This is a genomic window from Humitalea rosea (genome assembly GCF_003253705.1).
Classification (GTDB): domain Bacteria; phylum Pseudomonadota; class Alphaproteobacteria; order Acetobacterales; family Acetobacteraceae; genus Humitalea; species Humitalea rosea.
On record NZ_QKYU01000002.1, the window covers coordinates 219,558 to 246,474 of the forward strand.

The 26,917-nt window shown below is 69.1% G+C and carries 16 protein-coding genes; 8 read left to right on the forward strand and 8 right to left on the reverse strand.

The features are described 5' to 3' along the window. Positions 1-91: 91 nt before the first annotated feature. From C8P66_RS03060 to treY, 7 genes are read left to right on the forward strand one after another with little or no spacing between them, the layout of a single operon-like run. Positions 92-3,466, forward strand: a complete 3,375-nt coding sequence (locus C8P66_RS03060) for a maltotransferase domain-containing protein (RefSeq protein ID WP_111396657.1) — start codon at positions 92-94, stop codon at positions 3,464-3,466. After that, complete coding sequence (treS, locus tag C8P66_RS03065) at positions 3,463-6,774, forward strand: maltose alpha-D-glucosyltransferase (RefSeq protein ID WP_111396658.1); 3,312 nt, start codon at positions 3,463-3,465, stop codon at positions 6,772-6,774. The genes C8P66_RS03060 and treS overlap by 4 nt, the downstream gene beginning before the upstream one ends. Beyond that, positions 6,767-8,929: a 1,4-alpha-glucan branching protein GlgB gene (glgB, locus tag C8P66_RS03070; RefSeq protein ID WP_408881946.1), complete on the forward strand. Its 2,163-nt coding sequence runs from the start codon at positions 6,767-6,769 to the stop codon at positions 8,927-8,929. The genes treS and glgB overlap by 8 nt, the downstream gene beginning before the upstream one ends. Positions 8,930-8,934: 5 nt before the next feature. Beyond that, a complete protein-coding gene (glgX, locus tag C8P66_RS03075; protein WP_111396660.1) occupies positions 8,935-11,034 on the forward strand; it encodes a glycogen debranching protein GlgX in 2,100 nt (699 codons plus the stop codon). Then, positions 11,031-12,821, forward strand: a complete 1,791-nt coding sequence (gene treZ / locus C8P66_RS03080) for a malto-oligosyltrehalose trehalohydrolase (RefSeq protein ID WP_111396661.1) — start codon at positions 11,031-11,033, stop codon at positions 12,819-12,821. The genes glgX and treZ overlap by 4 nt, the downstream gene beginning before the upstream one ends. Then, complete coding sequence (malQ, locus tag C8P66_RS03085) at positions 12,818-14,938, forward strand: 4-alpha-glucanotransferase (protein WP_111396662.1); 2,121 nt, start codon at positions 12,818-12,820, stop codon at positions 14,936-14,938. The genes treZ and malQ overlap by 4 nt, the downstream gene beginning before the upstream one ends. Beyond that, positions 14,935-17,703 carry a malto-oligosyltrehalose synthase gene (treY, locus tag C8P66_RS03090; protein ID WP_111396663.1) on the forward strand — a complete coding sequence of 923 codons (2,769 nt, stop codon included), beginning with the start codon at positions 14,935-14,937 and terminating at the stop codon, positions 17,701-17,703. The genes malQ and treY overlap by 4 nt, the downstream gene beginning before the upstream one ends. Here the strand turns inward: treY and C8P66_RS03095 are convergent. The 8 genes from C8P66_RS03095 to C8P66_RS03130 all read right to left on the reverse strand — a co-directional run bounded on the left by C8P66_RS03095 (position 17,700) and on the right by C8P66_RS03130 (position 25,568). Then, positions 17,700-18,536: a metallophosphoesterase family protein gene (locus tag C8P66_RS03095; protein WP_111396664.1), complete on the reverse strand. Its 837-nt coding sequence runs from the start codon at positions 18,534-18,536 to the stop codon at positions 17,700-17,702. The two genes, treY and C8P66_RS03095, sit on opposite strands and share 4 nt — an antisense overlap. Before the next feature lie 60 nt (positions 18,537-18,596). Next, positions 18,597-19,880, reverse strand: a complete 1,284-nt coding sequence (locus C8P66_RS03100) for an ABC transporter substrate-binding protein (RefSeq protein WP_111396665.1) — start codon at positions 19,878-19,880, stop codon at positions 18,597-18,599. A 31-nt stretch (positions 19,881-19,911) separates the two neighbouring features. Then, positions 19,912-20,727, reverse strand: coding sequence for a carbohydrate ABC transporter permease (locus C8P66_RS03105; RefSeq protein WP_111396666.1), 816 nt, complete (start codon positions 20,725-20,727; stop codon positions 19,912-19,914). Continuing rightward, positions 20,724-21,611, reverse strand: a complete 888-nt coding sequence (locus C8P66_RS03110; protein WP_245903177.1) for a carbohydrate ABC transporter permease — start codon at positions 21,609-21,611, stop codon at positions 20,724-20,726. The genes C8P66_RS03105 and C8P66_RS03110 overlap by 4 nt, the downstream gene beginning before the upstream one ends. Continuing rightward, a complete protein-coding gene (locus C8P66_RS03115) occupies positions 21,604-22,719 on the reverse strand; it encodes an ABC transporter ATP-binding protein (protein WP_111396668.1) in 1,116 nt (371 codons plus the stop codon). The genes C8P66_RS03110 and C8P66_RS03115 overlap by 8 nt, the downstream gene beginning before the upstream one ends. 89 nt (positions 22,720-22,808) lie before the next feature. Further along, positions 22,809-23,699, reverse strand: a complete 891-nt coding sequence (locus C8P66_RS03120) for a prephenate/arogenate dehydrogenase family protein (protein WP_111396669.1) — start codon at positions 23,697-23,699, stop codon at positions 22,809-22,811. After that, positions 23,689-24,774 carry a histidinol-phosphate transaminase gene (gene hisC, locus C8P66_RS03125; RefSeq protein WP_111396670.1) on the reverse strand — a complete coding sequence of 362 codons (1,086 nt, stop codon included), beginning with the start codon at positions 24,772-24,774 and terminating at the stop codon, positions 23,689-23,691. The genes C8P66_RS03120 and hisC overlap by 11 nt, the downstream gene beginning before the upstream one ends. Beyond that, positions 24,771-25,568, reverse strand: coding sequence for a chorismate mutase (locus tag C8P66_RS03130; RefSeq protein ID WP_111396671.1), 798 nt, complete (start codon positions 25,566-25,568; stop codon positions 24,771-24,773). The genes hisC and C8P66_RS03130 overlap by 4 nt, the downstream gene beginning before the upstream one ends. Positions 25,569-25,653: 85 nt before the next feature. Here C8P66_RS03130 and metX point away from each other — a divergent pair, with 85 nt between their 5' ends. Then, complete coding sequence (gene metX, locus C8P66_RS03135; protein WP_111396672.1) at positions 25,654-26,796, forward strand: homoserine O-acetyltransferase MetX; 1,143 nt, start codon at positions 25,654-25,656, stop codon at positions 26,794-26,796. The last annotated feature ends 121 nt before the right edge of the window (positions 26,797-26,917 follow it).

Here is a 26,917-nt window from a genome sequence, read left to right on the forward strand (position 1 = left end):
TATGGATATTGCGATATATCACACGCCTCGCGGTTTCTCATCTTTTCAGGTGACGCGGATTACGGCAGTGCTTGCCCGGGGGAGTGAATAATTGTCGGGCGCTCGGAAGGCGCGGCCGACCGGCCCGCAGAAAACCGCCCTCGTTGCGCCCGCCGTCGCGGCCTCGCGGCCGGCTGGGATCGCCATCTACTACGCCTCGCCCCTGCTGCTCGGCAGCGGGGAAGCGGCCGCCGCGCATCTGAAGCGCATTGCGGGGCTTGGCTTCGATACGCTGCTGATCGCCCCCCCCTTCCGGCCCGGCATGAGCGGCAATCTCTTCGACGTCGCGGATTACGCGCAGGCGCATCCCTTGCTTGGTGAGGGTGGGGCCGAGGCTTATCTGACCGCGCTTTCCCGCCTCGCCGCGGCGCAGGGCATGGCGCTGTTCGTCGATCTCGTGACCGATCACGTCGCGGCGGATTCGCCGATGCTGCATGCTTGGCCCGAGCTGTTCCGCCACTCCCCCGCCGAAGACGGCATGCCCCCCGATCCGCGGCGGGCCATGCCGCGCGGCGATGCCGTCGCTGCCGGATTCGAGACCCAGGGCGCGCGCGAGCAGGCGGTGGCCTTGTTCGGCGGCCTGCTCGCGCGTTGGGCGGCGGCCGGTGTCTCGGGCATCCGCGCCTTGGCGCCGCAGCATGTCCCGGTCCCGGTCTGGCAGGGTGTGATCGCAGCGGCCCGCGCCGCCTGCCCGACCTTCACCGCCATTGCCTGGACGCCCGGGCTCGCCCCCGCCGAGGTCGATGCGCTGGCCGGCGCAGGGTTCGACCGCAGCGTTGCCAGCACCCCCTGGTGGGATGGCCGCGCCCCCTGGCTTGGGCGGGAATACGAGGATCGCAGGGTGACGCTGCCGGCGATGGGGCTGGTCGAGGACCCATCCGGCCCGCGCCTCGGCGCCGGGCTGCATGCGCCCGACATCGCCACGCGCGGCCGGGTGTTGCGGCGGGCTTTGGCCCTGGCGGCGACCACCGGGGCGGGGTTGATGATGCCGATGGGGGCCGAGCATGGTGCCCGCCGGCCGATGGATTTCACCGCCGACCGCCCCGCCGACTGGCACTGGCCGGATGATCCGGGTGCCGTGCAACTGGAGCAGCCGGTCGCCGCCATCACCGCCCTGTTGCGCGGCTGCGAGGCGCTGACCGCGCCCGGGCAGATGCTGCCGCTCTCCGGGCCCGGCGCGCCGGTGCTGGCCTTCGCCCGCGCCCTCGGCGGCGATCTGCGGGTGGCGGAGGCGGCGGCGCTGGTCGTCGCCAATGCCTCGGCCGATGCCGCGGCGACGTTCCTGCCCGATCGGATGCTGGGCGCCTTCGATGGCCGCTTCCCCGAGCTGCGTCAGATCTTTCCCGTGGGCAGCGAGGATCTGCTGGTGCCCGGCCGCCCCTTGGCGCTCGCCGCGGGTGAGGTGCGGGTTTACTCCGGCCGCGCCGCCGCGACCCCACAGTTGGAGGCCGCGCCGCTGACCGAGGCCCTGGCCCGCGCCCAGCCGCGCATCGCCATCGAGCGCGTGGCGCCGGCGGTGGATGACGGCCGCTTCGCCGTGAAGCGCCTGGCGGGCGAGGCCGTGGAGGTCTCCGCCGACCTCTTTGCCGATGGCCACGAGAAACTTGCCGCGGTCGTCGCCTGGCAGGTGCCGGGCAAGGCCATCTGGTACGAAGCGCCGATGACGCGCGGGGAGAACGACCGCTGGTCGGGCCATCTGCCGCTTCAGATGCGCGGCGTGCATCGCTTCGTCATCGAGGCCTGGCGCGACCTGTTCGCCACCTGGCGGGATGAGGTCGAGAAGAAGCATGCCGCCGGCATCCCGGTGACGCTGGAACTGCGTGAGGGCGTGGCTCTGGTCGAGCATGCGGCAAGCCGTGCCGAGGCCGCCGATGCCGAGCGTTTCTCCACCATGCTGCGACGGTTGCAGGCGGGCGGCGACGGCGACCGGCTGCATGATCTGCTGTCGGAGGAAGCGCTGTTGCTGATGGCGCGCTGCGCCGAGCGCACCCAGGCGGTGCGGACGGAGCAACTCTATCCGGTGATGGCGGATCGGCGCGCCGCCGCTTTCGCGAGCTGGTACGAGATGTTCCCCCGCTCGGCCTCCGACGACGCGAGCCGGCACGGCACCTTCGACGATGTGGTGCGGCATTTGCCGCGGGTGCGTGGGATGGGCTTCGACGTGCTGTATTTCACGCCGATCCACCCGATCGGCCTGAGCAACCGCAAGGGCCGCAACAACACGCTGACGCCGGGGCCGAATGATCCGGGCAGCCCCTATGCCATCGGCACGCCGGAGGGCGGGCATGATGCCCTGCATCCGGAGCTTGGCGGGGTCGATGCCTTCCGCCGGCTGATCGAGGCGGCGCGTTTGCAGGGGCTTGAGATCGCATTGGATTTCGCGATCCAGTGCAGCCCAGACCATCCCTGGCTCGCCGATCACCCCGGCTGGTTCGCCTGGCGGCCGGATGGCAGCCTGCGCTATGCCGAGAACCCGCCGAAGAAATACGAGGACATCGTCAACGTCGAGTTCTACGCGCCCGATGCGGTGCCGGGGCTGTGGCTGGCGCTGCGCGACGTGATCCTGCATTGGGCGGGGGAGGGGGTTCGCACCTTCCGCGTGGACAACCCCCACACCAAGCCGCTGCCCTTCTGGGAATGGATGATCGCCGAGGTGCAGATGCAGTACCCGGACGCGATCTTCCTCTCGGAAGCCTTCACCCGGCCGAAGATGATGAAGCGCCTGGCCAAGCTCGGCTTCACGCAGAGCTACACCTACTTCACCTGGCGCAACAACAAGGCGGAGCTGACTGAATACCTCACCGAGCTGACGCAGACCGAGGCGGCGGATTTCTACCGCCCGCATTTCTTCGTCAACACGCCCGATATCAATCCGGTGTTCCTGCAACGCTCCGGCCGCGCGGGGCATCTGATCCGCGCGGCACTGGCGGCGACGCTGTCGGGGCTTTGGGGGGTGTATTCCGGCTTTGAGCTGTGCGAGGCGACGCCGATGCCGGGCAAGGAGGATTACCTGGACTCGGAGAAATACGAGATCCGCGCCTGGGACTGGAACCGGCCTGGCAACATCATCGCCGAGGTGACGACCCTGAACCGCGTGCGGCGGGAAAACCCCGCGCTGCAAACGCATCTCGGCCTTGGCTTCCTCAATTGCTGGAACGACAACATCCTGGCCTATCGCAAGATGACGCCCGACCGCAGCAACCTCATCGTCGCGGCCGTCAGCATGGATCCCTTCAACGCCCAGGAAGCAAGCTTCGAGGTTCCGCTCTGGGAACTCGGGCTGCCGGACGACGCTGAGGTCCTGGTCGAGGATCTGATGGATGGCCGATCCTGGCGCTGGCGGGGCAAGGTCCAGCATCTTCGACTTGATCCGGGCTATCGCCCCTTCGCGCTCTGGCGCATCACCCCGCCGGGGAGTCACGCATGACCGAAACCGATCCGCACTGGTACCGTGACGCCGTCATCTACCAGGTGCATGTGAAGTCCTTCTTCGATTCGAACGATGACGGCACCGGCGATATCGAAGGGCTGATCCGCAAGCTCGACTACATCGCCGGCCTCGGCGTGACGGTCGTCTGGATGCTGCCCTTCTATCCATCCCCGCGGCGCGACGATGGCTATGACATCGCCGATTATCGCGGCATCCACCCCGATTACGGGACCATGCGCGACTTCAAGCGCTTCGTGGCCGAGGCGCATAAGCGCGGCCTGCGCGTGGTCACCGAGCTGGTCATCAACCACACCTCCGACCAGCACGAGTGGTTCCAGCGCGCCCGCCTCGCCAAGCCGGGGTCCTGGCAGCGGGACTTCTACGTCTGGCGAGACGACGACAAGGGTTTTGGCGAGACCCGCGTGATCTTCTGCGATACCGAAAAATCCAACTGGGCCTGGGACGATGTTGCCAAGGCTTATTACTGGCACCGCTTCTACAGCCACCAGCCGGATCTGAACTTCGACAACCCGCGGGTGCTGCGGGCGATCCTCGATGTGCTGCACTACTGGCTGAAGATGGGTGTGGACGGGCTGCGGCTCGACGCCGTGCCCTATCTCGTCGAGCGGGAGGGCACCAACAACGAGAATCTTCCCCAAACCCATGACATCATCAAGAAGATCCGCGCCGAGCTGGACGCCCACTACCCCGACCGCATGCTGCTGGCCGAAGCCAACCAGTGGCCGGAGGATGTGAAGGAGTATTTCGGCGACGGCGACGAATGCCACATGGCCTTCCACTTTCCGCTGATGCCACGCATGTACATGGCGATCGCACAGGAAGATCGTTACCCGATCACAGATATCCTGCGCCAGACGCCACCGATCCCGGACGGCTGCCAATGGGCGATCTTCCTCCGCAACCACGATGAGCTGACGCTCGAGATGGTGACGGATTCGGAACGCGACTATCTCTGGAGCACCTATGCCGCCGACCGGCGTGCGCGCATCAACCTCGGCATCCGCCGGCGCCTTGCACCGTTGCTGGAACACGATCGCCGCCGCGTCGAGCTGATGAACAGCCTGCTGCTGTCGATGCCCGGCACACCCGTCATCTACTACGGGGATGAGATCGGCATGGGCGACAACATTTTCCTCGGCGACCGCGACGGCGTGCGGACGCCGATGCAGTGGTCGAACGACCGCAACGGCGGGTTCAGCCGCGCCGATTTCGCGCGCCTCGTGCTTCCGCCGGTGATGGACCCGATCTATGGCTTCGAGACGGTGAACGTCGAGGCGCAGCTGCTCGACCGATACAGCCTGCTCAACTGGACGCGGCGCATGGTCGCGGTGCGGCAGAGCCATGCCGCGACCTTCGGGCGTGGCGAATACCGCTTCCTGTATCCCGGCAACCGCAAGATCCTCGCCTATATCCGCGAACGTGAGGGCGAGGCGATCCTCTGCGTCGCCAACCTCTCGCGCTCGCCGCAGGCGGTGGAACTCGACCTCTCCGCCTGGCACGGCCGCATCCCGATCGAGTTGATGGGGCGCACGCCCTTTCCGCCGATCGGCGACCTGACCTATCTGCTGACCCTGCCGCCCTTCGGCTTCTTCTGGTTCGTGCTGGCCGAGGAGGCAGCGCTGCCGGGCTGGCACGCGCAGGCGCCGCAGCCGATGCCCGAGCTCGTGACCTTCGTGATGCGGGACGGGCTGAAGACGGCCTTTGGCGACCTGGACCGCAAGGTCTTCGAGACCCAGGTGCTGCCGGCCTATCTGCCGCTGCGCCGCTGGTATCACGGCAAGGGCACGCGGCTGTCGGAGGCGCGCCTCGTCGCCGCCGCCGTGCTGAACACCAGCGAAGGCGAGATGGTGCTGGGCGAGATCGAGACGGTAAGCGGCAGCGACGACCGCTATTTCCTGCCCTTCGGTGTGGCCTTCGAGGATCAGGATCAGCGCTTCTCGGCCTTGACGACACAGCTGGCCCTTGCCCGCGCCCGTCGCGGTCGGCGGGTCGGGCTGGTCACCGATGCCTTTGCCCGCGATCCCTTCATCCGCGCCATGGTGTCCTCGCTCGCGAGCGGTGCGGTCTTGCCCTGCGCGGAAGGCGGCGGCGAAATCCGCTTCCGCCCCGCCGCCCGCATGGCCGACTTCGTGCCGGATGCTGACGCGCCGATCGTGCGCTTCGTGGGTGAGCAGTCCAACAGCACCGTCATGGTCGGCGATCTGATGTTCAAGCTCGTGCGCCGCACCTTCCTCGGCATCCACCCCGAGGCCGAGATGGGACGCTATTTGACCGCGCCCGGCGGCTTCGAGGGCACGCCCGCCTATCTTGGCGACGTCGTGCATGTGGGCGCGGATGGTCAGGAGCGGCTGCTTGCCGTGGCCCAGAGCTTCGTGCGGAACCAGGGCGATGCCTGGGCCTGGACGCTTGGCCAACTCAAGCGGCTGCTCGATGATGCGCTGGTACATGACCATTCCGGTGATGAGGCCGGAACCGCCCCAGACGCCCAACATCCGTTGGAAACACTGGCACCTTTCCTCGCGACCCTCGGCCGGCGTCTCGCCGAGATGCATCTGGCGCTGGCCCGGGAGAGCGACGATCCTGCCTTCGCGCCCGAGCCGCTGGAGGTGAAGGACGTCGAGGCCTGGACCGCCAATGCGGCGGAGGAGGCCGCGGAGGCGCTGGACTTGCTGGCCGGGCGCCTCGGCGACCTGCCGGCCGAGGCGGCAGCGCCCGCGGCCCTGTTGCTGGACTCACGGGAGCCGCTGCTCGCCGCGATCCGCGCCGCCGGGCGCCCCATGGCAGGCGGGTTGAAGACGCGCATCCATGGCGATCTGCACCTGGGGCAGGTGCTCGTCGCGGCGGGTGATGCGGTGATCGTCGACTTCGAGGGCGAGCCGTTGCGCCCGCTCGACGAGCGCCGCGCCAAGAGCGCACCGGCACGCGATGTCGCCGGCATGCTCCGCAGCCTCGACTACGCGGCGGATGCGGCGATGCGCGATCTCACCCCGCATCCACCGGGCCCGCCCGACCCGCGCCCTGCGCTGGTGGCGAGGTGGCGCGGCGCGGCGCGCGAGGTCTTCCTTGCCGCCTACGAGGAAACGATCGGCGAGGCGCCGATCTGGCCGAAGGATGCGCGGGACCGGCAGGCGCTGGTCGATCTCTTCGTCGCCGGCAAGGCGGCGTATGAGTTGACCTACGAACTTACCAACCGTCCCGCCTGGGTCGGCATACCCATCGCGGCGCTGCTCGCCCTCGCCGGGGTGAGCCTGCCGGAGGCAGCGAAGGAGGCGGAGGATGCTTGAGATGACACCGGCGATGACGCGCCTCGTGGAGGGGCGCGATGGCGACCCCTTCGCCCTGCTGGGCCCGCATGACACCGCGGAGGGCAAGGTCGTGCGCGCCTTCCTGCCCGGGGCGCGGGCGGTCACCGTGCTCGCGGCGGATGGCGCCACCCTGGGGGCGCTGTCCCAGACCCATCCGGCGGGTCTCTTCGTCGGCACGGTGGATCGTGCGGCGCCCTATCGCCTTCGCATCACCTGGCCGAAAGCCGAATCGGAGACGGAGGACCCTTACGCCTTCCCGCCGCTATTGGGGCCGCTCGACCTGCATCTCATCGCCGAAGGCCGGCACCGCGAACTTGGCCGCGTGCTCGGCGCGCATGCCATGAAGGTTGAGGGGATTCCCGGCGTGCGTTTCGCCGTCTGGGCACCGAACGCGCAGCGGGTTTCCGTGGTCGGCGACTTCAACGGCTGGGATGGGCGGCGCCACCCGATGCGCCGCAGGATCGAAGCTGGCGTCTGGGAGATCTTCATTCCGCGCCTGCTGCCCGGCACCCGCTACAAGTACGAATTGCTCGGTCCCGACGGCGCCACGCTGCCGCTCAAGGCCGATCCCTGCGGCGGCCAGGCGGAGAAGTCGCCGGCCAATGCCTCGGTCGTGCCGGACCCGATGCCGCCGCGGCTGGAGGGCCTTCAGGGGCCGAGCCACAGCCCGGATGCGCCGATCAGCATCTATGAGGTTCATGCCGGGTCCTGGATGCGGCATGAGGATGGCCGCCAGCTCAGCTGGGATGAGTTGGGTGACAGGCTGGTGCCCTATGCCACAGGCATGGGCTTCACGCATCTCGAACTGATGCCCATCACCGAACATCCCTTCGATGGCAGCTGGGGCTATCAGCCGGTCGGTATGTTTGCGCCGACCTCGCGCTTCGGCAATCCCGACGCCTTTCGTCGTTTCGTGGCCCGCGCGCATGTAGCTGGCCTCGGCATCATCCTCGACTGGGTTCCGGCGCATTTTCCGACCGATCCGCACGGGCTTGGCCATTTCGATGGGACCGCGCTCTACGAACATGCCGATCCGCGGGAGGGCTTCCATCAGGATTGGTCCACGCTGATCTACAACTTCGGGCGGCATGAAGTCCGGGGCTACCTGATCGCCTCGGCGCTGCACTGGCTGCGCGAATTCGGCTGCGACGGGCTGCGCGTGGATGCGGTCGCCTCGATGCTCTACCGCGACTACTCGCGCAAGGCTGGTGAGTGGGTCCCGAACATCCATGGCGGGCGCGAGAATCTTGAGGCGATTTCCTTCCTCAAGGAACTGAACGAGGCTGTCGCGGAACACGCGCCCTGGGCCACGGTGATCGCCGAGGAATCCACCGCCTGGCCCGGCGTGTCGAAGCCGGTGTCCGAAGGGGGGCTCGGCTTCGGCTTCAAGTGGAACATGGGCTGGATGAACGACACGCTGCATTACATGGAGCGTGACCCGATCCACCGTGGCTTCCACTACGACGCGATGACCTTCGGCCTTGTCTACGCTTTCAGCGAACGCTTTATCCTGCCCCTGTCGCATGACGAGGTGGTGCATGGCAAAGGCAGCCTGATCGCCAAGATGCCGGGCGATCGCTGGCAGCGCTTCGCCAATTTGCGCGCCTACTACGGCTTCATGTGGGGCCATCCGGGCAAGAAGCTGCTGTTCATGGGCTGCGAGATCGCGCAGGACCGCGAATGGAACCATGATGCGGCGATCGACTGGCCGGCGCTGGAGGACCCGATGCATCTGGGTGTGCAGCGCCTGGTGCGGGACCTCAACCGTGTGATGGCGACGACACCCGCGCTGCATCGCCGCGACGCTGATCCGGGCGGGTTCGGCTGGGTGATCGGCGATGACCGGGCCAACAGCGTCTATGCCTTCTTCCGTTACGGCACCTCGGCCGATCCGATGGCGCTGGTCGTCTGCAACCTGACCCCGGTGCCGCGCATTTCCTATCGCGTCGGCGTCCCTCGCGCCGGCCGATGGATCGAGAGGATCAACACCGATGCGGCGGAATATGGTGGTTCGGGGCTCGGCAATGGTGGTGCGGTCATGACGGAACCGGTGCCCGCGCATGGCCATGCGCAATCCGTCCTGCTGACGATCCCGCCCCTCGCCACCCTCATGCTTCTTCCCGAAGGCGGCTGACACCGATGCCACGATTTCCAGAGCGTCTCGAGGCTGGGCGGCCCTATCCGCTCGGCGCGGCATTTGACGGTGCGGGCGCGAATTTCGCGCTCTTCTCGGCGCATGCTGAACGCGTGGTGCTGTGTCTGTTCGATCGGAACGGACGCAGGGAGATGGAGCGGTTCGACCTGCCGGAATGCACCGATGGTGTCTGGCACGGCTATCTGCCTGGGATCGCGCCGGGGCGGCCGTATGGGTATCGGGTCTACGGCCCGTACCGCCCGCTGGAGGGTCACCGCTTCAACCCCAACAAGCTGCTGCTTGACCCTTACGCCAAGATGCTGCTGGGCGATGTGCGTTGGAGCGACGCGCTTTATGGCTATCGCATCGGCGCACAGCGGGCGGATCTGTCGTTCGACCGCCGGGATAGCGCGGCGGCGATGCCCAAGGCCGTTCTGGTCGCACCCCAGCCCGCAATCACCACGCCGCGGCTGAACCATTCCTGGCGCGACACCACGATCTACGAGACGCATGTGAAGGGCATGACGGCGACGCTGCCCGAAGCGGCCCCGCATGAGCGCGGCACCTTTGCCGCCCTGTCCGATCCGCGTGTGATCGATCACCTGAAGCGCATCGGCGTGACCGCCGTTGAGCTGATGCCGATCCATTCCTTCGTCGATGATCGCTTCCTGGTGCAGAAGGGCCTGCGCAACTACTGGGGCTACAGCACGCTTGGCTTCTTCGCGCCGGAACCACGCTACCTCTCGCGCCGTGACCCGGACGAGGCGCGGATCGCGATCCGGCGCTTCCAGGCGGCGGGGATCGAGGTCATCCTCGACGTCGTCTACAACCATACCGCCGAAGGCAGCGAGATGGGGCCGACGATGTCCTTCCGCGGCATCGACAATGCCAGCTACTACCGCCTGCTGCCCGACAATCCGCGCTACCACATCAATGACACCGGGACGGGCAATACCTTCAACCTGTCGCATCCGCGGGTGATCCAGCTGGTGATGGACAGCCTGCGCCATTGGGTCACGGATTACGGCGTGGATGGCTTCCGCTTCGACCTGTGCTCCAACCTTGGGCGCGAGCCCAGCGGCTTCGATCCCGGCGCTGGCTTCTTCGATGCCCTGCGGCAGGATCCCCTGCTGGCGCAGGTGAAGTTGATCGCGGAGCCCTGGGACATCGGGCCGGGCGGCTACCAGCTTGGCAACCACCCGCCCGGCTTCGCCGAATGGAACGACCGCTACCGCGACGGCGTGCGCCGCTTCTGGCGCGGCGACGAAGGGCTGCGGCCCGAGCTGGCGGCGCGCATCGCCGGCTCCGCCGATCTGTTCGACCATGGCCGCCGCATGGCCTGGGCCAGCGTCAACTTCATCGCCGCGCATGATGGCTTCACCTTGCGTGACATCGTCAGCTATGCCGAGCGTCACAACGAGGCGAATGGCGAGGACAACAACGACGGCCACTCGGAAAACAACAGCTCCAACAGCGGTGTCGAGGGCGAGACCGACAACCCGGATATCCGCACCCATCGTGCTCGCCTGGCACGTTCGATCCTTGCGACCGTCTTCGTCTCGCATGGCACGCCGATGATCCTGATGGGCGATGAGGCCTGGCGCAGCCAGGGCGGCAACAACAACGCCTATTGCCAGGACACGCCGATCGGATGGATGGATTGGGAGGCCGCGGTCTCCGAGGAAGGCGAGCGGATGATCGCCTTCACCGCGCGTCTCGCGGAGCTGCGCCGGAGCTATCCGATCCTGCGGTCGGATTTGTTCCTGCATGGCACCGAGGTCGCGCCGGGCTTGCCCGACATCTCCTGGTTCGAGGCGGATGGCGGCCAGATCCCCCCGGAGAACTGGCAGGATCCGCAGCGCCGCGCCTTCACCTTGCAACTGGTCGGCACCGCGGCCGGGGGCGGCGCCTTCGATATCGTGCGTGTCCTGCTCAACGCCCATGACGGCATGATCCCCTTCGCAGTGCCGGCCGAAACGCCCGGTGGCTGGCAGGTGCTGCTGGATACCGACAAGCCGGATACGGCGCCGGCCGCGGTGGGCGATGTTGTCGATGTCGCCCCGGGCGCCCTCGTGATCCTGGCGGCCCGGACGGAGGTGGCGTGACCGGCGACCGCTTCCGCCACATCCTGCCCTTCGGGGCGGAGCTGGTGCCGGATGGCACCACGCGCTTCCGGCTCTGGGCGCCGGTGGCAAAGCAGGTCGCGGTGGTCTTCGCCGATGGCCGCGAGGTGCCGATGGCGGCGGAGGAGGATGGCTGGTTCGCCGTCACCACCGCGGCCCCGGCCGGCACGCGCTATCGCTATCGCGTGGCCCCCGATCTGCTGGTGCCTGACCCCGCCTCCCGTTGCCAGGACGGCGATGTTGGCGGCTGGAGCGTGGTGATCGATGCCCATGCCTATCGCTGGGGCGACGGCGCCTGGCGCGGCCGGCCCTGGCATGAGACCGTGCTGTACGAACTGCATCCTGGTCTGTTCGGCGGCTTTCGCGGGCTGGTCGATCACCTCCCGCGACTTGCGGCCCTCGGGATCACCGCGGTCGAGCTGATGCCGGTCGCCGATTTCGCCGGCACCCGCAACTGGGGCTATGATGGCGTGCTGCCCTTCGCCCCCGACGAAGCCTATGGCACGCCGGATGAGCTGAAGGCCCTGGTCGATGCGGCGCATGGCCATGGGCTGATGATCTTCCTCGATGTGGTCTACAATCATTTCGGACCGGAGGGGAATTGGCTGCACACCTATGCCGCCCCCTTCTTCGCCGAGGGGCACCAGACGCCCTGGGGTGCCGCCATCGATTTCGCCAAGGCGCCGGTGCGCGATCTCTTCATCGAGAATGCGATTCACTGGCTGGTGGAATACCGCATGGACGGGCTGCGCTTCGATGCTGTGCATGCGATCGAGGCCTCGCCTGGCGAGAACATGCTGGTCGAGATGGCGCAGCGCATCCGCATCGCCGGGGGTCCCGACCGCGACGTGCATCTGGTGCTGGAGCACGACGACAACATTGCCCGCCATCTGGAGAACGATCTGTACGACGCGCAATGGAACGATGACGCGCACCACTGCCTGCATGCGCTGCTGACCGGCGAGGCGGACGGCTATTATGCCGACTACGCCGATGCCCCGGCGGCAAAGCTCGCGCGCTGCCTGGCGCAGGGCTTCGCCTATCAGGGCGAGCCCTCCATGCATCGCGACGGCACGCTGCGCGGCGAGCCATCGGCCCATCTCCCGCCCACCGCCTTCGTGCAATTCCTGCAGAACCACGACCAGATCGGCAATCGCGCGATGGGCGACCGGCTGGATGCGCTGGTCTCGCCCGCGGCGATGGCCGCGGCGCGCGCGCTGTTGCTGCTCTGCCCGCAGGTGCCGATGCTGTTCATGGGCGAGGAATGGGGCTGCCGCACGCCCTTCCTCTACTTCACCGATTTCACCGGCCCGCTGGCCGAGGCCGTGCGGGACGGGCGCCGCCGCGAGTTCGGCCGCTTCGCCGCCTTTTCGAGCCAGGCCGCCCAGGCCGCCATCCCCGACCCCAACGACCCCGCGACCTTCGAGGCCTCCCGCCCCGATCCCGCGACGGCGGATGGGGAGGCGATACTGGCGCGCATCACGGCGCTGCTGGCGCTGCGCCATGCCGAGATCACGCCGCGGTTGCCGGGCGCCCTGGCGCTCGGGGCGGATGCGATCGGGCCCAAGGCCGTGCGCGCGAGTTGGCGGATGGGCGATGGCCGGGTGCTGCGGGTGCTGTCCAACTTCGGCGCTGAGCCGGTGCGGGTCTCCCGGGACGCCGGACCTCCATTCCAGGCGACTCCGCCCGAAGCGCAATCGGCCGTCGCCCGCGGCACGCTGCCGGGCTATGCGACGGTCTGGTTTTTGGATGGCGGGCCTGCTGCATGATCGATCCGGATGAGGCGTTGCTGCGCCTCGCATCGCTGCATGGGATTGAGACGGCGTGGCAGGACGCGCTGGGCCGCCACCGGCAGGTGGGGCTGGACACGCTGCGCGCGATGCTGCGCGCCATCGGCTCCGACCCGATCGATCCCGTGGGTGCGCTGGCCTTCGAACTCCACACCGCCGGTGGCGCCGCGCTGCCGCCCAGGCTGACCGGCGTCGCCGGCCATGCGGTGCATATCGACGTGCCCTCCGGCCGCGCGACGCAGGAGATGGTCGGCTGGCGCATTTCCACCAGCGATGGTGCGGTCACCGAGGGCCAGGCCCAGCCGGAACCGCGTGGCGAGGCCGGCTGCCGCCTCTCCATCCCCCTGCCGAGCGAGGCGGGGGAGGCGCGGCTCGAACTTTCCGGCCCCATCACGGCCGAGGCGGCGCTGACCGTGGCACCGCCCTCCTGCTACCTCGGCCCGCTGGCCGATCGCAGGCTCTGGGGCCTCGCGGCGCAGGTCTATGGGCTGCGGGCGCCGGGCGATGGCGGGCTCGGCCATTTCGGCGCGCTGCCGCCGCTGATGCGCGCCGCCGCGGCGCGGGGCGCGGATATGCTGGCGATCAGCCCGACGCATGCGCTCTTCGCCGCCGATGCGGCCCATAACAGCCCCTATTCGCCCTCCAGCCGCACCCAGACCAATGGCTGGCTGGCCGATCCGGGCGGGCTGCCCGAGGTCGCCTCGCTGGCGGCGCTGGTCGGGGAACTCGGCCTTGGCGATGGCTTGGCGGAGTTGGAATCCTCCTCCCTGGTCAATTACGGCCGCGCGGTGCCGGCGCGGCTGGCTTTGCTGCGCGGCCTCTTCACCCGCTTCTCCGAACAGCATCTGAACGGCGCCACCGCGCTGGGCGATGAATTCCGCGCCTTCCGCATCGCCGGCGGGACGACACTGGAGGACCACGCGCGGTTCGAGGCGCTGCATGCCCATCAATTCGCGATCGATCCCTCGGGCTGGGACTGGCGCCGCTGGCCGGAGGCGCTGCGCGATCCGCGCGGGGCTGCGGTCGCCGCCTTCGCTGAAGCCCGGGCAATGGACGTCGGATTCCACGCCTTCCTCCAATGGCTCTCCCAACGGCAGTTGGCGGCGGCGCAGGGCGCGGCGCGGGCGGCCGGCATGGCGATCGGCCTCGTCACCGATCTTGCCGTGGGCACCCATGGCGGCGGCAGCCGTGCCTGGTCGCGCAGCGCGGCCCTGCTCTCCGGTGTCAGCATCGGCGCGCCGCCGGATGTCATGAACACCATCGGGCAGGACTGGGGCCTGACCACCTTCGCCCCCAGCCTGCTGGCGAAGCAGGGCTTCGCCCCCTTCGTCGAGGATCTGCGCGCCGCCATGGCCCATGCCGGCGGCGTGCGGCTGGACCATGTGATGGGGCTGTCGCGCATCTGGTGCATCCCGCAGGGCGAGCCGCCGCAGCATGGCGCCTATCTGCGCTTCCCGTTGCAGGACATGCTGCGCCTGCTGGCCGCGGAATCGCAGCGCCACCGCGCGGTGGTGGTGGGCGAGGATCTCGGCACCGTGCAGGAAGGCTTCCGCGAAACGCTGACCGAGCAGGCGGTGATGGGCATCCGCGTGATGTTCTTCGAACGCGATTCCAACGGCGGTTTCGCGCCGCCCGATCGCTACTCCACCCGTGTCATCACCATGCCGACCACGCATGACCTGCCGACCTTCGCGGGGTGGTGGAAGGGCGATGACATCGGCCTGCGCGCCGGCCTCGGGCTGCTGCCCGAGGGCCAGACCGAGGCCAGCGAATGGGCGACGCGGGAACATGAACGCGGCGCCCTGTGGCATGCGCTCTGCACCCATGCGGGCGCCGAGGGCGAGATGCCCCTGACCGCCAATGCGCCCCTTGGCGCCGCCGTCGCGCGTTTCCTCGGGGCGACGCCGGCAGCACTGGTGGTGCTGCCGCTGGAGGACGCGATTCTTCAGGAGGAGCAGGTGAACCTGCCCGGCACCACCATCCAGCATCCGAACTGGCGCCGCCGCCTGCCGCGCCCGGCCGAGGAGATGCTGACCGAAACCCCGGCGCAAGAGATCCTAGGCGCGCTGCAAGGCCTGCGAAGAGCGGATGCATGACCCCGACCGCGACCTACCGCATCCAGTTCAACGATGCCTTCACCTTGTCCGATGCCTGCGCGATCGTACCCTACCTCGCCTCGCTCGGCGTCTCGCATCTCTATGCGTCACCGCTGCTGACGGCGCGGCCGGGTTCGCCGCATGGCTATGACATCACCGACCATGGCCACATCAGCCCCTCCCTCGGCGGGATCGAGGGGCTGCGCGCGCTCTCCGCCGCGCTGCGGGCGCGGGGCATGGGGCTGCTGCTCGACATCGTGCCGAACCACATGGGCGTCGGCGGCGCCGACAACGCGCTCTGGCTGGATGTGCTGGAATGGGGGCCGGAAAGCCCCTGCGCCGATTGGTTCGACATCGACTGGGAACCGGCCGATATGCGCCTGCAGGGCAAGGTGCTGGCGCCCTTCCTCGGCGCCCCCTACGGCGAAGTGCTGGCGGCGGGCGAGTTGCGACTGCGGCTGGATGCGGCCGGGGGCTCGCTCTCCGTCTGGTATCACGAGCACCGCTTCCCGGTCTCGCCGCGCTTCTATCGCCATGTGCTGCCGGTGGCGCCGAGCGGACATGCCGCGCTGGACACGGCCCTCGCCGCCTGGCGTGTCATCGGCCGGGGGCCGCGACTGGGGCTGCGCGGCCGTGCCAAGGCGGCCAGGCAGGCGCTGGCGGCGGCGCTGGCCGATCCCGCGGTGCTGGAGACCGTGACCGCGGCCATCGCGCGCATCGATGCGGAGGGGCTGCATGAGCTGCTGGAACGCCAGTCCTACCGGCTGTGCTGGTGGCGGGCGGCGACCGATGAGATCAACTACCGCCGCTTCTTCGACATCAACGGCCTGGCCGGCTTCCGCGTCGAACAGCCCGCCGCCTTCGAGGAGGCGCACCATCTGATCCTCGACCTCTGGGCGGAGGGGCTGATCGACGGCGTGCGCATCGACCATGTCGATGGCCTCGCCGATCCCCGCGCCTATTGCCGCAAGCTGCGGCGGCGGATGGAGGTGCGGGCGGCCGAGCGGCCGGAGGGCGTCTCCCGCCGTCCCTGGATCCTGGTCGAGAAGATCCTCGCCCGGCACGAAACGCTTCCCGCCGAATGGCAGACCGATGGCCCCACCGGCTACGAGTTCATGGACAAGGTCGGTGCCCTGCTGCACGACCCGGCCGGCGAGCCGGTGCTGGACGAGGCCTGGGCCGCCATCGCCCCCGAGTGGCGGGACTTCCACACCGTCGAGCATCAGGCACGGCGCGAGATCCTGCAGGACTACCTGGCGGCGGAGCTGGCCGGGGTGGCGCTGGTCGTGCATCGCGTACTGCAACGCAACCTCTCGACGCGCGACTATACGCTGACGGCGGTGCGCCGCGTGCTGGCGGCGGTCGTGGCCGAATTCCCCGTCTATCGCACCTATGCCGCACTCTCCGGCGGGCGGCAGGCGGATGGCTATGTGATGGACTGGGCCTTTACCCGCGCCTCGCGGGCGGTGCGGGCGACGCAGCGCGATCTCTTGGCGCTGGTCCGCCCGATCCTCTCCGGCGAGGCGCTGCGGGGGACCCGTCCGGGTGCGGAGCGGCAGGAGATGCTCCAGGCGATCCGCCGCTTCCAGCAACTCACCGGGCCGGTCGCGGCCAAATCCACCGAGGACACCGCCTTCTACCGTTATGTCCGGCTGATCTCGCGCAATGAGGTCGGCTCCTACCCCGGGCAGTTGTCGATCAATGCCTCGGGCTTCCATGGCGCCATGAGGGCGCGGCGGCGGATGCCGCTGGCGCTCTCGGCGACCGCGACGCATGACCACAAGCGCGGCGAGGATGTCCGCGCGCGGCTGGCGGTGGTCAGCAGCCGTGCCGGTGACTGGGTGGCGGCGACCGAACGCTGGCGGCGGCTGAACGTCGGGCTGCTCAGCGAGCCGGAGGGCATTTGGGCCCCCGATCCGGTGGATGAGCTGCATCTCTACCAGACCCTGGTCGGCGCCTGGCCGCTCGGGCTGGATGCCGATGACCGGCCGGGGGTGGAGGCCTTCGTGACCCGCGTCGAGGGCTGGTTCGTGAAGGCGCTGCGCGAGGCCAAGCGGCGCAGCGACTGGGCCATGCCCAATGCGGGTTATGAGGACGCCTGCCTGGGATTTCTGCGCGGGGCCATGGAGGCCGCGCGGCCGGCACGCTTCGACCGCGAGGTTGCGGCGTTCGCCGGCGCCCTCGCCGGGGCCGGGGCGTCGCGGGGGCTGGTGCAGACGACGCTGCGCTGTGTGGCGCCGGGCATTCCCGACCTCTACCAGGGCACCGAGCTCTGGGATTTCTCCCTGGTCGATCCCGACAACCGCCGCCCGGTGGATTTTTGGGCCCGCGCGGCGGTGCTGGCGGCCCAGGAGATCCCCGGTGACTGGCGGGACGGGCATATCAAGCTGCTCTGGACCGCGACGCTGCTGCGGCTGCGCCGGGACAAGCCGGCGCTGTTCCAGGATGGCTCCTGGGATGCCCTGACCTGTCGCGGCGCCCTGGCCGGGGAGGCCATCGCCGCCGCCCGCAGCCTGCCCGGCGGGGCGCTGATCGTGCTCGGCCTGCCGATGGCGATGGAGCCGCCGATGGGGGGGATCGCGCCGGAGCGCCAGGCCGCGCTGGCCGGCACGCAGGTCAATATCCCCGAGGCGCTGCGCCGCTTCCGCCGCTGGCGGCTGCTGGCGCCGGGCCTCGCGCCGCGGGAGTGGAGCCCGAGCGGCAGCGCCAGGCTGGACGAGTTGCTGGCGGGGCGCCCGGCCGCGGTCGCCGTCGCGCTGGATTAACCCGCGCGCTTCGCCATCGCGCCATAGACATGCGGCATCTGCCCGATGTCATGCAGCGTCAGCGCATCCACCGTCCGCAGATGGCTTTCGAAGCTGCCATCCGGATGCAGCAGATGCTCGACCCAGCCGAGCATCTTGGTCCCGATCGGTTCCTGCCAGTCATCGCCCACGATGAAAGAGGTGGCGGGCGCCCAGATGTGGCGCGTGCCGGCGGCCATGTGGTCGCGGAACTGGTGCACATGCCCGCAGGCGACCAGCGCCGGCGGGCGCCCCAGGGCCGCGATCAGCCGCTGGCGGGGATCATGCGGCACGTACCAGTAACCGGGCTCATCCTCGGCGGCATGGCTGTGGAACAGCGGCTTGTGCAGGAAGACGGCGACTTCCAGCGTGCAGCCCGCCGCGGCCTCGGCCACCGCATCGAATTGTTCGTGGGCGGCGGGGAAATCCGCACCCATGGTCAGCGCGTCCAGTCCGAGGATGCGCCAGCCGACGGTATCCACCACCATCCGGTCGCTGCCGAAGACCGCGCACCAGCGCGCGAGGCGCTCGGCATTCGCGGGCTGGCGCACGCCGGGGGCGGGGGTGTCGCCGATATCGTGGTTGCCCGGCAGGATGCGCCAGTCCAGCCCCGCGAAGGCCGCATCATGTTCGGCGCGGGCGAAGGCCAGATCCGAATCCTTGTCGGCGCCATCGAGGGAGATGTCGCCGGTATGCAGCACCAGATCGGGCTGGCTCTCGCGCACCGCCGCCGCGAGGCGATGAAAATTCGCGGTGAAGCCGGGGTGGTCGGGGGAAAGATGGGTGTCGGAAATCTGGGCGATGCGGAAGGTCATTATGAAATCCATGGGTCGGTAGGCGGCTCCGGGCGCAGGGCCCGGAGCCTGTTGGCGTCATCAGGCGCGGGGCAGCAACCGGCGGACCTGGTCGGCCATATCGGCCAGCACCACCTCGGGCGTCGCCTGCTGTTCCGCGATGCGGGCGAGATTGTCCACCATCACCTGGGTCACGCGCACCGAATTCGAACCCGGGAAGGAATACCAGGGCTTCATGATGCCGACCTGACGCGTCGCCGCCTGGAACAGCGGGTTGGCGGCGTAGAAATCACCGAGGTACTTGGGGTCGTCGATCGCGATCTGGTTGGTCGGCACATAGCCCGTGTTGCGCACCATCAGGCTGGTGCCCACAGGGCTGGTCGCGAACTTCACGAAACGCCAGGCGGCGCGGGCGCGGGCGTCGTCACGCGCGGCGATCATCGCGCCGGCGCCACCGGTCGGCAGCCGCCCGCGCGCCGGGTCGATCACCGGCATGATGGTGGTGCGCAGCTCGAAGGTCTGGCCGACGCTTTCGAGGATGCCGCGCACCTGGGCCGTGGTGCGGAACATCATGCCAAGGCGGCCGGCGGCAAAGGCCTGCAGATCGGCGACGCCGGCGAAGTTGGGCATGCCGCCCTCCTTTACCATGCGGTCGAGCAGACGCACGGAGGCGAGGCCCTCGGGGCCGTTGAAGGCGACGTCCTTCTCATCCGGGGTCAGCATGTCGCCGCCATGGCCGAACAGCAGCGCGCTGAACATCCAGTCATCGCCGGGCCAGCGGAAGAACATGCCCTCGATGCCGCCGCCGAGGGCGCGGATGCGCCTGGAGGCGTCGATCACCCCGTCCCAGCTGGTCGGGAAGGCGTCGGGGTTCAGCCCGGCGCGGCGGAACAGATCGACGTTGTAATAGGAGATCGGGTTGGACATCGCGAAGGGCAGACCGGCCTGCTTGCCGCCCTGGAAACCGATGGCGAGGATCGGCGCGGAATAGCCGAGCTCCGCGGCATTGCCCTCATCGGCGAGGTAGGGGCGCAGGTCGCGGGTGATGCCGCGCTCGGCAAAGAGCCGCATGCGGTTCAAGCCCTGGAAGGTGACATCCGGGAGCTGGCCGGTGGCCGCGCCGCGCAGCAAAAGCTGGGCGCCATCCTCATAGGTCGGCGTTGCATTGACGTAGCTGACGCGGACTTCGGACTGGCTGGCGTGGAAGGCCTCCAGGATCGCGTCCTGCGCGGATTTGAAGATGGCGGGCATCGAATAATGCGCGGTGATGTTGGTCACCGTCTGCGCGTGCCCGATGGCGGGCATGGCCAGCAGGCCGGACCCCAGCATCAGCGCGCGGCGGGAGGGGGCGAAGGTTTCTGTCATAATCTGTCTCCAATGTTGGGGCAGGGGGGCGTCACCCTTTCATGCCGCTCATCGTCATGCCTTCGATGAAGCGGCGTTGGGCGAGGAGAAAGGCCGCGACCAGCGGCGCGGTCACCAGAACGGCGGCGGCCATCAGCGCGCCATAGTCGTCACCCGCTTCCTCGGCGCGGAACCACAGGACGCCGAGGGCGGGGGTGTAGAGCGCGCCTTCGTTGATCACGATCAGCGGCCAGAACAGATCCGACCAATGCGCGACGACGGAGAAGATCGCGAAGGCCGTCGCCGCCGGCCAGGCATTGGGCAGCGCGACGCGCAGCATGACCGAGGCCTCGTTCATGCCATCCACGCGGCCGGCCTGGAGCAATTCATCGGGCATGGCGCGGAAGAACTGGCGGAACAGGAAAATACCGAAGACCGAGATGGTGAAAGGCGCGATCAGCGCGGTGTAGGTGTTCAGCAGCCCTGCATTGGCTGCCGCGATGTAAAGCGGGATCGCCGGCACATGCGCCGGCACCAGCAGCCCGAGCAGGATCATCGCGAACATCACGCCGCGTCCGCGAAACCGCAGCTTGGCCAGCGCATAGCCGGCCGGAATGGCGAAGGCGAGCTGGAAGGCGAGGATGCTGCCGCAGACAAACACGCCGTTCAGCAGATAGCGCCCGATCGGGATCTCGCGCAGCACGCGGCCGTAGTTTTGTACGGCCGCGAAATCCTTTGGGATCAGTGAGAGTGTGGCCTGGAACACCTCCGACCGCGGTTTCAGGCTGACCGAGATCATCCAGACATAGGGCAGCAGCACCAGAACGGCGAGCAGAGACAGCAACACGAGGCGCGGCGCGGCCCTCATGAATAATGCGTCCGCTTTTCGATCAGCCGTGTCTGCACCAGCATGATCGCCAGCACGACCACCAGGAAGACCACCGTCAGCGCCGCGGCATAGCCCATGCGGAGGTAGGAAAACCCCTCCTGGTAGATGGTCCAGACGATCATCTCCGAGGCCTTGTTCGGCCCGCCCTGGGTCAGGGTCGCGATGGAATCGAAGGTGCGGATGGCGCGGATCGTGGTGATGGTGGTGACCAGCAGCATGGTCGGCCCCAGCAAGGGCCAGGTGACGAGGCGAAACCGCGCCCAGGGGCCGGCGGCGCCATCGACCTCGGCCGCCGCATACAACTCGCGCGGGATCGCGGTCAGCCCGGCGAGGACCAGCACCATGTTGAAGCCGGCATTCTCCCAGACCCCGATCAGCCCGAGCGAGACCAGCACCCAGTCGGAGGAGCCGAGCCAGTTCGGCCCGGCGATGCCGAACAGCGCGAGCCAGGCATTCACCGGGCCGATGGTGGGATGCAGCAGATATTGCCAGGCCGTCGCCATCGCCACCATCAGCGACACCACCGGCAGGAAGAACACCGCGCGGAAGAACACTTTTCCCCGTGAGCCTGCCTCGATCAGCAGCGCGAGGCCCAGGCCCGCCAGGATCGAGGCCGGCGTGACCAGCGCGACATAGAGCGCGGTGTTCCGCACCGAGGTCCGCATGCCGTGATCGGTCAGCAGTTCGGAAAAATTGTCGAGCCCGACCCAATGGAAGCCGGGCATCCCCAGCTCGAAATCGGTGAAGGCCAGCACCACCACGGCCAGGGTCGGGATCAGCAGCATCGCCAGATAGGCGAGGATCGCGGGGCCGGTCAGCAGCCAGCCGGCCAGCGCCTCGCCGAATCCCGCCCGCTCAGACAAGGGCCGATGTCCGCGCCAGGGCCGGGCAGCGCCGGCCATCGGCGCTGAAGACCAGCCCATGCAGCGGGCGCAGATGCAGCGCCTGGCCGCGTTCCAGCGATTTGCGCGCCTGCGGCTCCAGCCGCGCGACCAGCGGTGCCCCGCTCGCCTCATGCCGCGCATGCAGCAACAGGCTGTCGCCGAGGAATTCCACATGCTCCAGCACGGCGGGCAGGCCCTCGGGGCCAGGCACCAGCGCCTCGGGCCGCACGGCGAAGGTCGCGGCCCCGGGGGCGACCAGCCCGGTGCTCCAGCCGCCGACGCGGACCAGCCCGTCGGGGCCGCTCTCGGCCGGCAGCAGATTGATGCGCGGGCTGCCGATGAAGCTCGCGACGCGCAGATCGGCGGGGTCGGCGTAGATCGCCTCGGGCGTCGCCACCTGCAGGATCTCGCCGGCCATCATCACCGCGACCCGGTCGGCCATGGTCATGGCCTCGGACTGGTCGTGGGTGACGTAGATGGTCGCCGCCCCGACGCGGCGATGCAGTTCCACCAGTTCCCGCCGCGTCTCGGTCCGCAGCGCGGCGTCGAGGTTGGACAGCGGCTCGTCCATCAGGAACACGCGCGGCCGGCGCACGATGGCGCGGCCGAGCGCCACCCGCTGCCGCTGCCCGCCCGAAAGCTGCCCCGGCTTGCGCGCCAGCAGATGCCCGACCGCGAGGCTTTCCGCCGCGGCCCGCACATCGGCGGCGATCCCCTCCCGCGCCGCGCGGCTCAGCATCGGGCCGAGCAGCGGCAGCCGCTGCCAGGCGTTCAGCCGCCGCATCACCAGCGGCACGGCGATGTTCTGGAACACCGTCAGATGCGGGTAGAGCGCGTAATTCTGGAAGACCATGGCGACGTCGCGATCCGCGGCGCGACGGCGCGTCACCTCCTCCGCGCCGAAGAGCACGCGGCCGGCATCCAGCGGCTCCAGCCCCGCCACGGCGCGCATGAGGGTGGTCTTGCCGCAGCCGGAGGGGCCGACCAGGGCCAGGAACTCGCCGGGCGCGATGGTGAGTGAGACGCCCTTCAGCGCCTCGACCGCGCCGTAGCTCCGCTTGGCCCCCTCGATGACAATGCCGCCCAAGCCAACCCCCGTCCGATCACGGGGCGCGGCTTAGCGGTGCTGTGTGACAGCCGCGCGGGGGCGCGGTGACAGCTCGATGACGAGCGGGTTCATGCCTGTTTGCGCTCGATCAGGCCGCCGCGGATCTTGCGGCCGCGGCGGATGCGGTCCTCGATGAACTCGGCCTCGCCATAGCGCACGGCGCGGGCCATGGCCTGGCTGTCCTCGGTGAAGCGCGCCAGCATTTCCAGCAGCGCCTCACGGTTGTTGAGGAAGATGTCGCGCCACATGTCCACGTCGCTCGACGCGATACGGGTGAAGTCCCGGAAGCCGGAGGCGGCGAATTTCAGCACCGCCTCCCGCGTTTCCTGCGCCAGGTCATCGGCGGTGCCGCAGATGGTGAAGGCGATCAGATGCGGCAGATGCGAGACGATGGCCACGACCTTGTCATGGGTGATGGGGTCCATGGTCTCGATCATGCTGCCCGCGCGTTCCCACAGCGTCCGCACCTTGGCGATGGCGGCGGGGTCGGTGCCCTCCGGCGGCGTCATGATGCAGTAGCGGCCCTGGAACAGGGTCGAGAAGCCGGCATCGGGGCCGGAATGCTCCGTGCCCGCCATCGGATGCGCCGGCACCAGATGCACGCCGGCGGGCAGCAGCGGCCGCAGGTCGCGTATGACCGAGCCCTTGGTCGAGCCAACATCCGTCAGGATGCAGCCGGGTTCGAGATGCGGCGCGATCTGCGCCATCACCCCGGCATAGGCGCCGACCGGCACGCAGAGGATGACGCAATCGGCCCCCTTCACCGCCTCGGCGGGGTCGCTTTCGACGACATCGGCGATGCCGAGGTCCCGCACGCGATCAAGGGTCGCCCCGGTCCTGGCGCAGGCCACGACCACCTTGGCGATATCGCCCCGTTCCTGCGCGACGCGCGCGATGGAGGAGCCGATGAGCCCGATGCCGATCAGGCACAGGCGCTGGAAAAGCGGTTCAGCCGTCATGGGCGAAGGCGGTCAGCGCCTCGATGACCACGGTGTTCTCATCCGTGAGGCCGATGGTGATGCGCAGGCACTCCGCCAGCCCGTAGCCGCCCATCATCCGCACGATGGCGCCACGGGCCTTCAGCGCCGCATCGGCGGCCTTGGCCCGCGCCGCGTCGCCGAAGCCGACCAGCAGGAAATTGCCCTCGCTGGGGTGCACGGTGAAGCCGGCGGCGGTCAGCGCCGCGGCCACGCGGGCGCGTTCGGCGACATTGTGGGCGACGGATTTCTCGATCCAGCCCTCCTCGGCCAGGGCGCCGATCCCGGCGGCCTGGGCGGTGGCATTCACGTTGAACGGGCTGCGGACGCGGTTCAGCACATCGACCACACCGGCCGGCCCATAGGCCCACCCAAGCCGCACGCCGCCGAGCCCAAAGACCTTGCTGAAGGTGCGGCACATCACCGTGTTGCTGCCCGCATCCACCAGCGTCTGGCCCGCATCGTAATCGGGGCGGGTGACGTATTCGGCATAGGCCGCGTCCAGCACCAGCAGCACATCCTCGCGCAGGCCGGCGCGCAGGCGAACAACCTCGGACTGGGGCAGGATGCTGCCGGTCGGGTTGTTCGGATTGGCCAGGAACATCAGCCGCGTGCGCGGCCCCACGGCGGCCAGCATGCCATCCACATCGGTGGTCAGGTTGCGCTCGGGCACCTTGATGACCTGGCAGCCGGCCCAGCGGCCGGTGATCTCGTACATCATGAAGCCATGGGCGCTCATGATCAGCTCGGTGCCCTCGCCGCCATAGGCGAGGATCAGCATCGACAGCAGCTCATCCGAGCCATTGCCGCAGACGATCCGGGCCGGGTCCAGGCCGAATTTCCGGCCGATCGCCGCGCGCAGCGCCGTGGCGTTGCCATCGGGGTAGCGGTTCGCGTCCAGCGCCGCGGCGGTCATCGCCTCGATCGCCTTGGGCGGCGGGCCGAAGGGCCCCTCGTTGGAGGAGAGCTTGAGGATGCGGTTCACGCCCGCAAGCTTGCTCTCGCCACCGATATAGGGCTCGACCGAGAGGATCGAGGGGCGCGGTTGCAGGCTCATGACGCATCTCCGGGCACAGGCAGGGCATAGGCGCCGAGCGGACGCAGCCCGTGGAAGGGCAGCGCCGCCAGGCGTGGGTCGGCGGGGTCCAGGAACCCCTGCACCTCCACCAGCGCCGCATAGGGCGCGGTGATCAGCCGGCGCGGGGCGAAGCCCGCGGCGGTGAGCATCGAGGTCAAGGCGGCGCGGGACTGGCCCTCGGGCGGCTCGAAGCGGAACAGCGAGACGTCATCGCCGGAGGGCTCGGCCGGGCCGGGGCCGACGACCAGCGCCGCGGGGCCGGATTGGTCGAGCACCGGCAGCCGGGCCAGGATCTGCAGGCGCGGGGCCTCCAGCATCGGCCACCAGGGCTGGGTCTCGGCGTCCTCGGGCAGCGGCAGGACCGCGACGGCGGCCTCCGACAGCGCCGCGAAGGTCGCGGGCGCCGAGCCATGGATGCGCAGCGCCGTCTGGCTGCCGAAATGCGCCCGCGCCAGGGCGGCCGTCGGCGCATCCATGGCCGGGGCCAGCACCGCGACGGCGAAGCCGGCCTGCTGCGCGAGGCTGGTGGCGATGATCTCCCGCCAGATGCCGACCAAGGCGGCGGCGGGCAGGGGCCCCGCATGCCGCGCCAGCAGGCGGCGCAGGATCTGCATCTCCCGACCCGGCCGGAAGGGCGGCCCCGACTTGGTGCGGGCGGCGGACATGTCGGCCACAATCTGCGCGCGCCGCATCAGCAGCGCGTGGAGCTGGTCGTCGAGGCGGTCGATCTCGGCGCGGATCGCGGCGAGGTCCGGGGGGGCGGTTTCCGGCATGGCCGGCGATCCATAGGGCGCAACCCCCCCCAAGCCAAGGTGGCGGCTTCCGAAGCTGGCGCCTCTGCATTAATCCCCTGGTCTCATGGCCACTCCGATCACTCCCTTCCCCCGCGTGAAGCATCAGCGCGAGGTCTTCGCCGATGGGCTGATGCTCGATTGCGGGGTGCATATCGCGCCGCTGGCGGTGGCCTACCGCACCTATGGCCGGCTCAACGCCGATCGCAGCAACGCCATTCTGGTCTGCCATGCGCTGACCGGGGACCAATACCTCGCCGAGACCCAGCCGCTGACGGGCAAGGGCGGCTGGTGGGGCAATCTGATCGGCCCCGGCAAGCGGGTGGATACCGACCGTTTTTTCGTGATCTGCGTCAACGTCCTGGGCGGCTGCATGGGCAGCACCGGCCCGGCCGAGCCGCGCAATGGCGTCGATGGCGACCCTTGGGGTACCGATTTCCCGGCCATCACCATCCGCGACATGGTCCGGGCGCAGAAGCGGCTGGTGGACCACTTCGGCATCGCGCGGCTGCTGGCGGTGGTCGGCGGCTCGATGGGCGGCATGCAGGTGCTGGAATGGGCGGCGACCTATCCGGAGGCGGTCTTCGCCGCCGCCCCCATCGCCTGCGCCACGCATCATTCGGCGCAGAACATCGCCTTCCACGAGGTCGGCCGCGCCGCCATCCACAACGACCCGGACTGGAAGGGCGGCCGCTACTGGGAGGATGGGCGCGTGCCGGCCCAGGGCCTGGCCGTGGCCCGCATGATCGCGCACATCACCTATCTGTCCGAGGCCGCGCTGACCCGGAAGTTCGGCCGTCGCCTGCGCGGTGCCCCCTCGCTGACCTTCCTGGAGGATGTCTTCGAGGTGGAATCCTATTTGCGCCACCAGGGCAGCAGCTTCGTCCGCCGCTTCGATGCCAATTCCTACCTCACCATCACCCGCGCCATGGACTACTTCGACCTCGCGGCCGAATACGGCGGTGAGCTGCGCGCGGCCTTCCAGGGGACCAACACGCGCTTCCTCGTCGCCTCCTTCAGCAGCGACTGGCTGTTCCCGACGGCGCAGAGCCGGGACATCGTGCGTGCCCTGAATGCGGCCGCGGCCAATGTCTCCTTCGTGGAAATCGCCTCCGACAAGGGGCATGACGCCTTCCTGCTGGAGGAGCCGGATTTCTACGCGGCGCTCGGCGGCTTCCTGGTCGGGGCGGCGGAGCGGGTCGGGGTCTAGCAGTCTGTCGGATTCACTTTGCCTTTCTGATTTGTCAAACTGCGGTTATGGCGACCTTCGTATCCTACAATCGCGACCAGGCATTCCTGTTGCCTCCGGACCTCAAGGCGTGGCTGCCCGA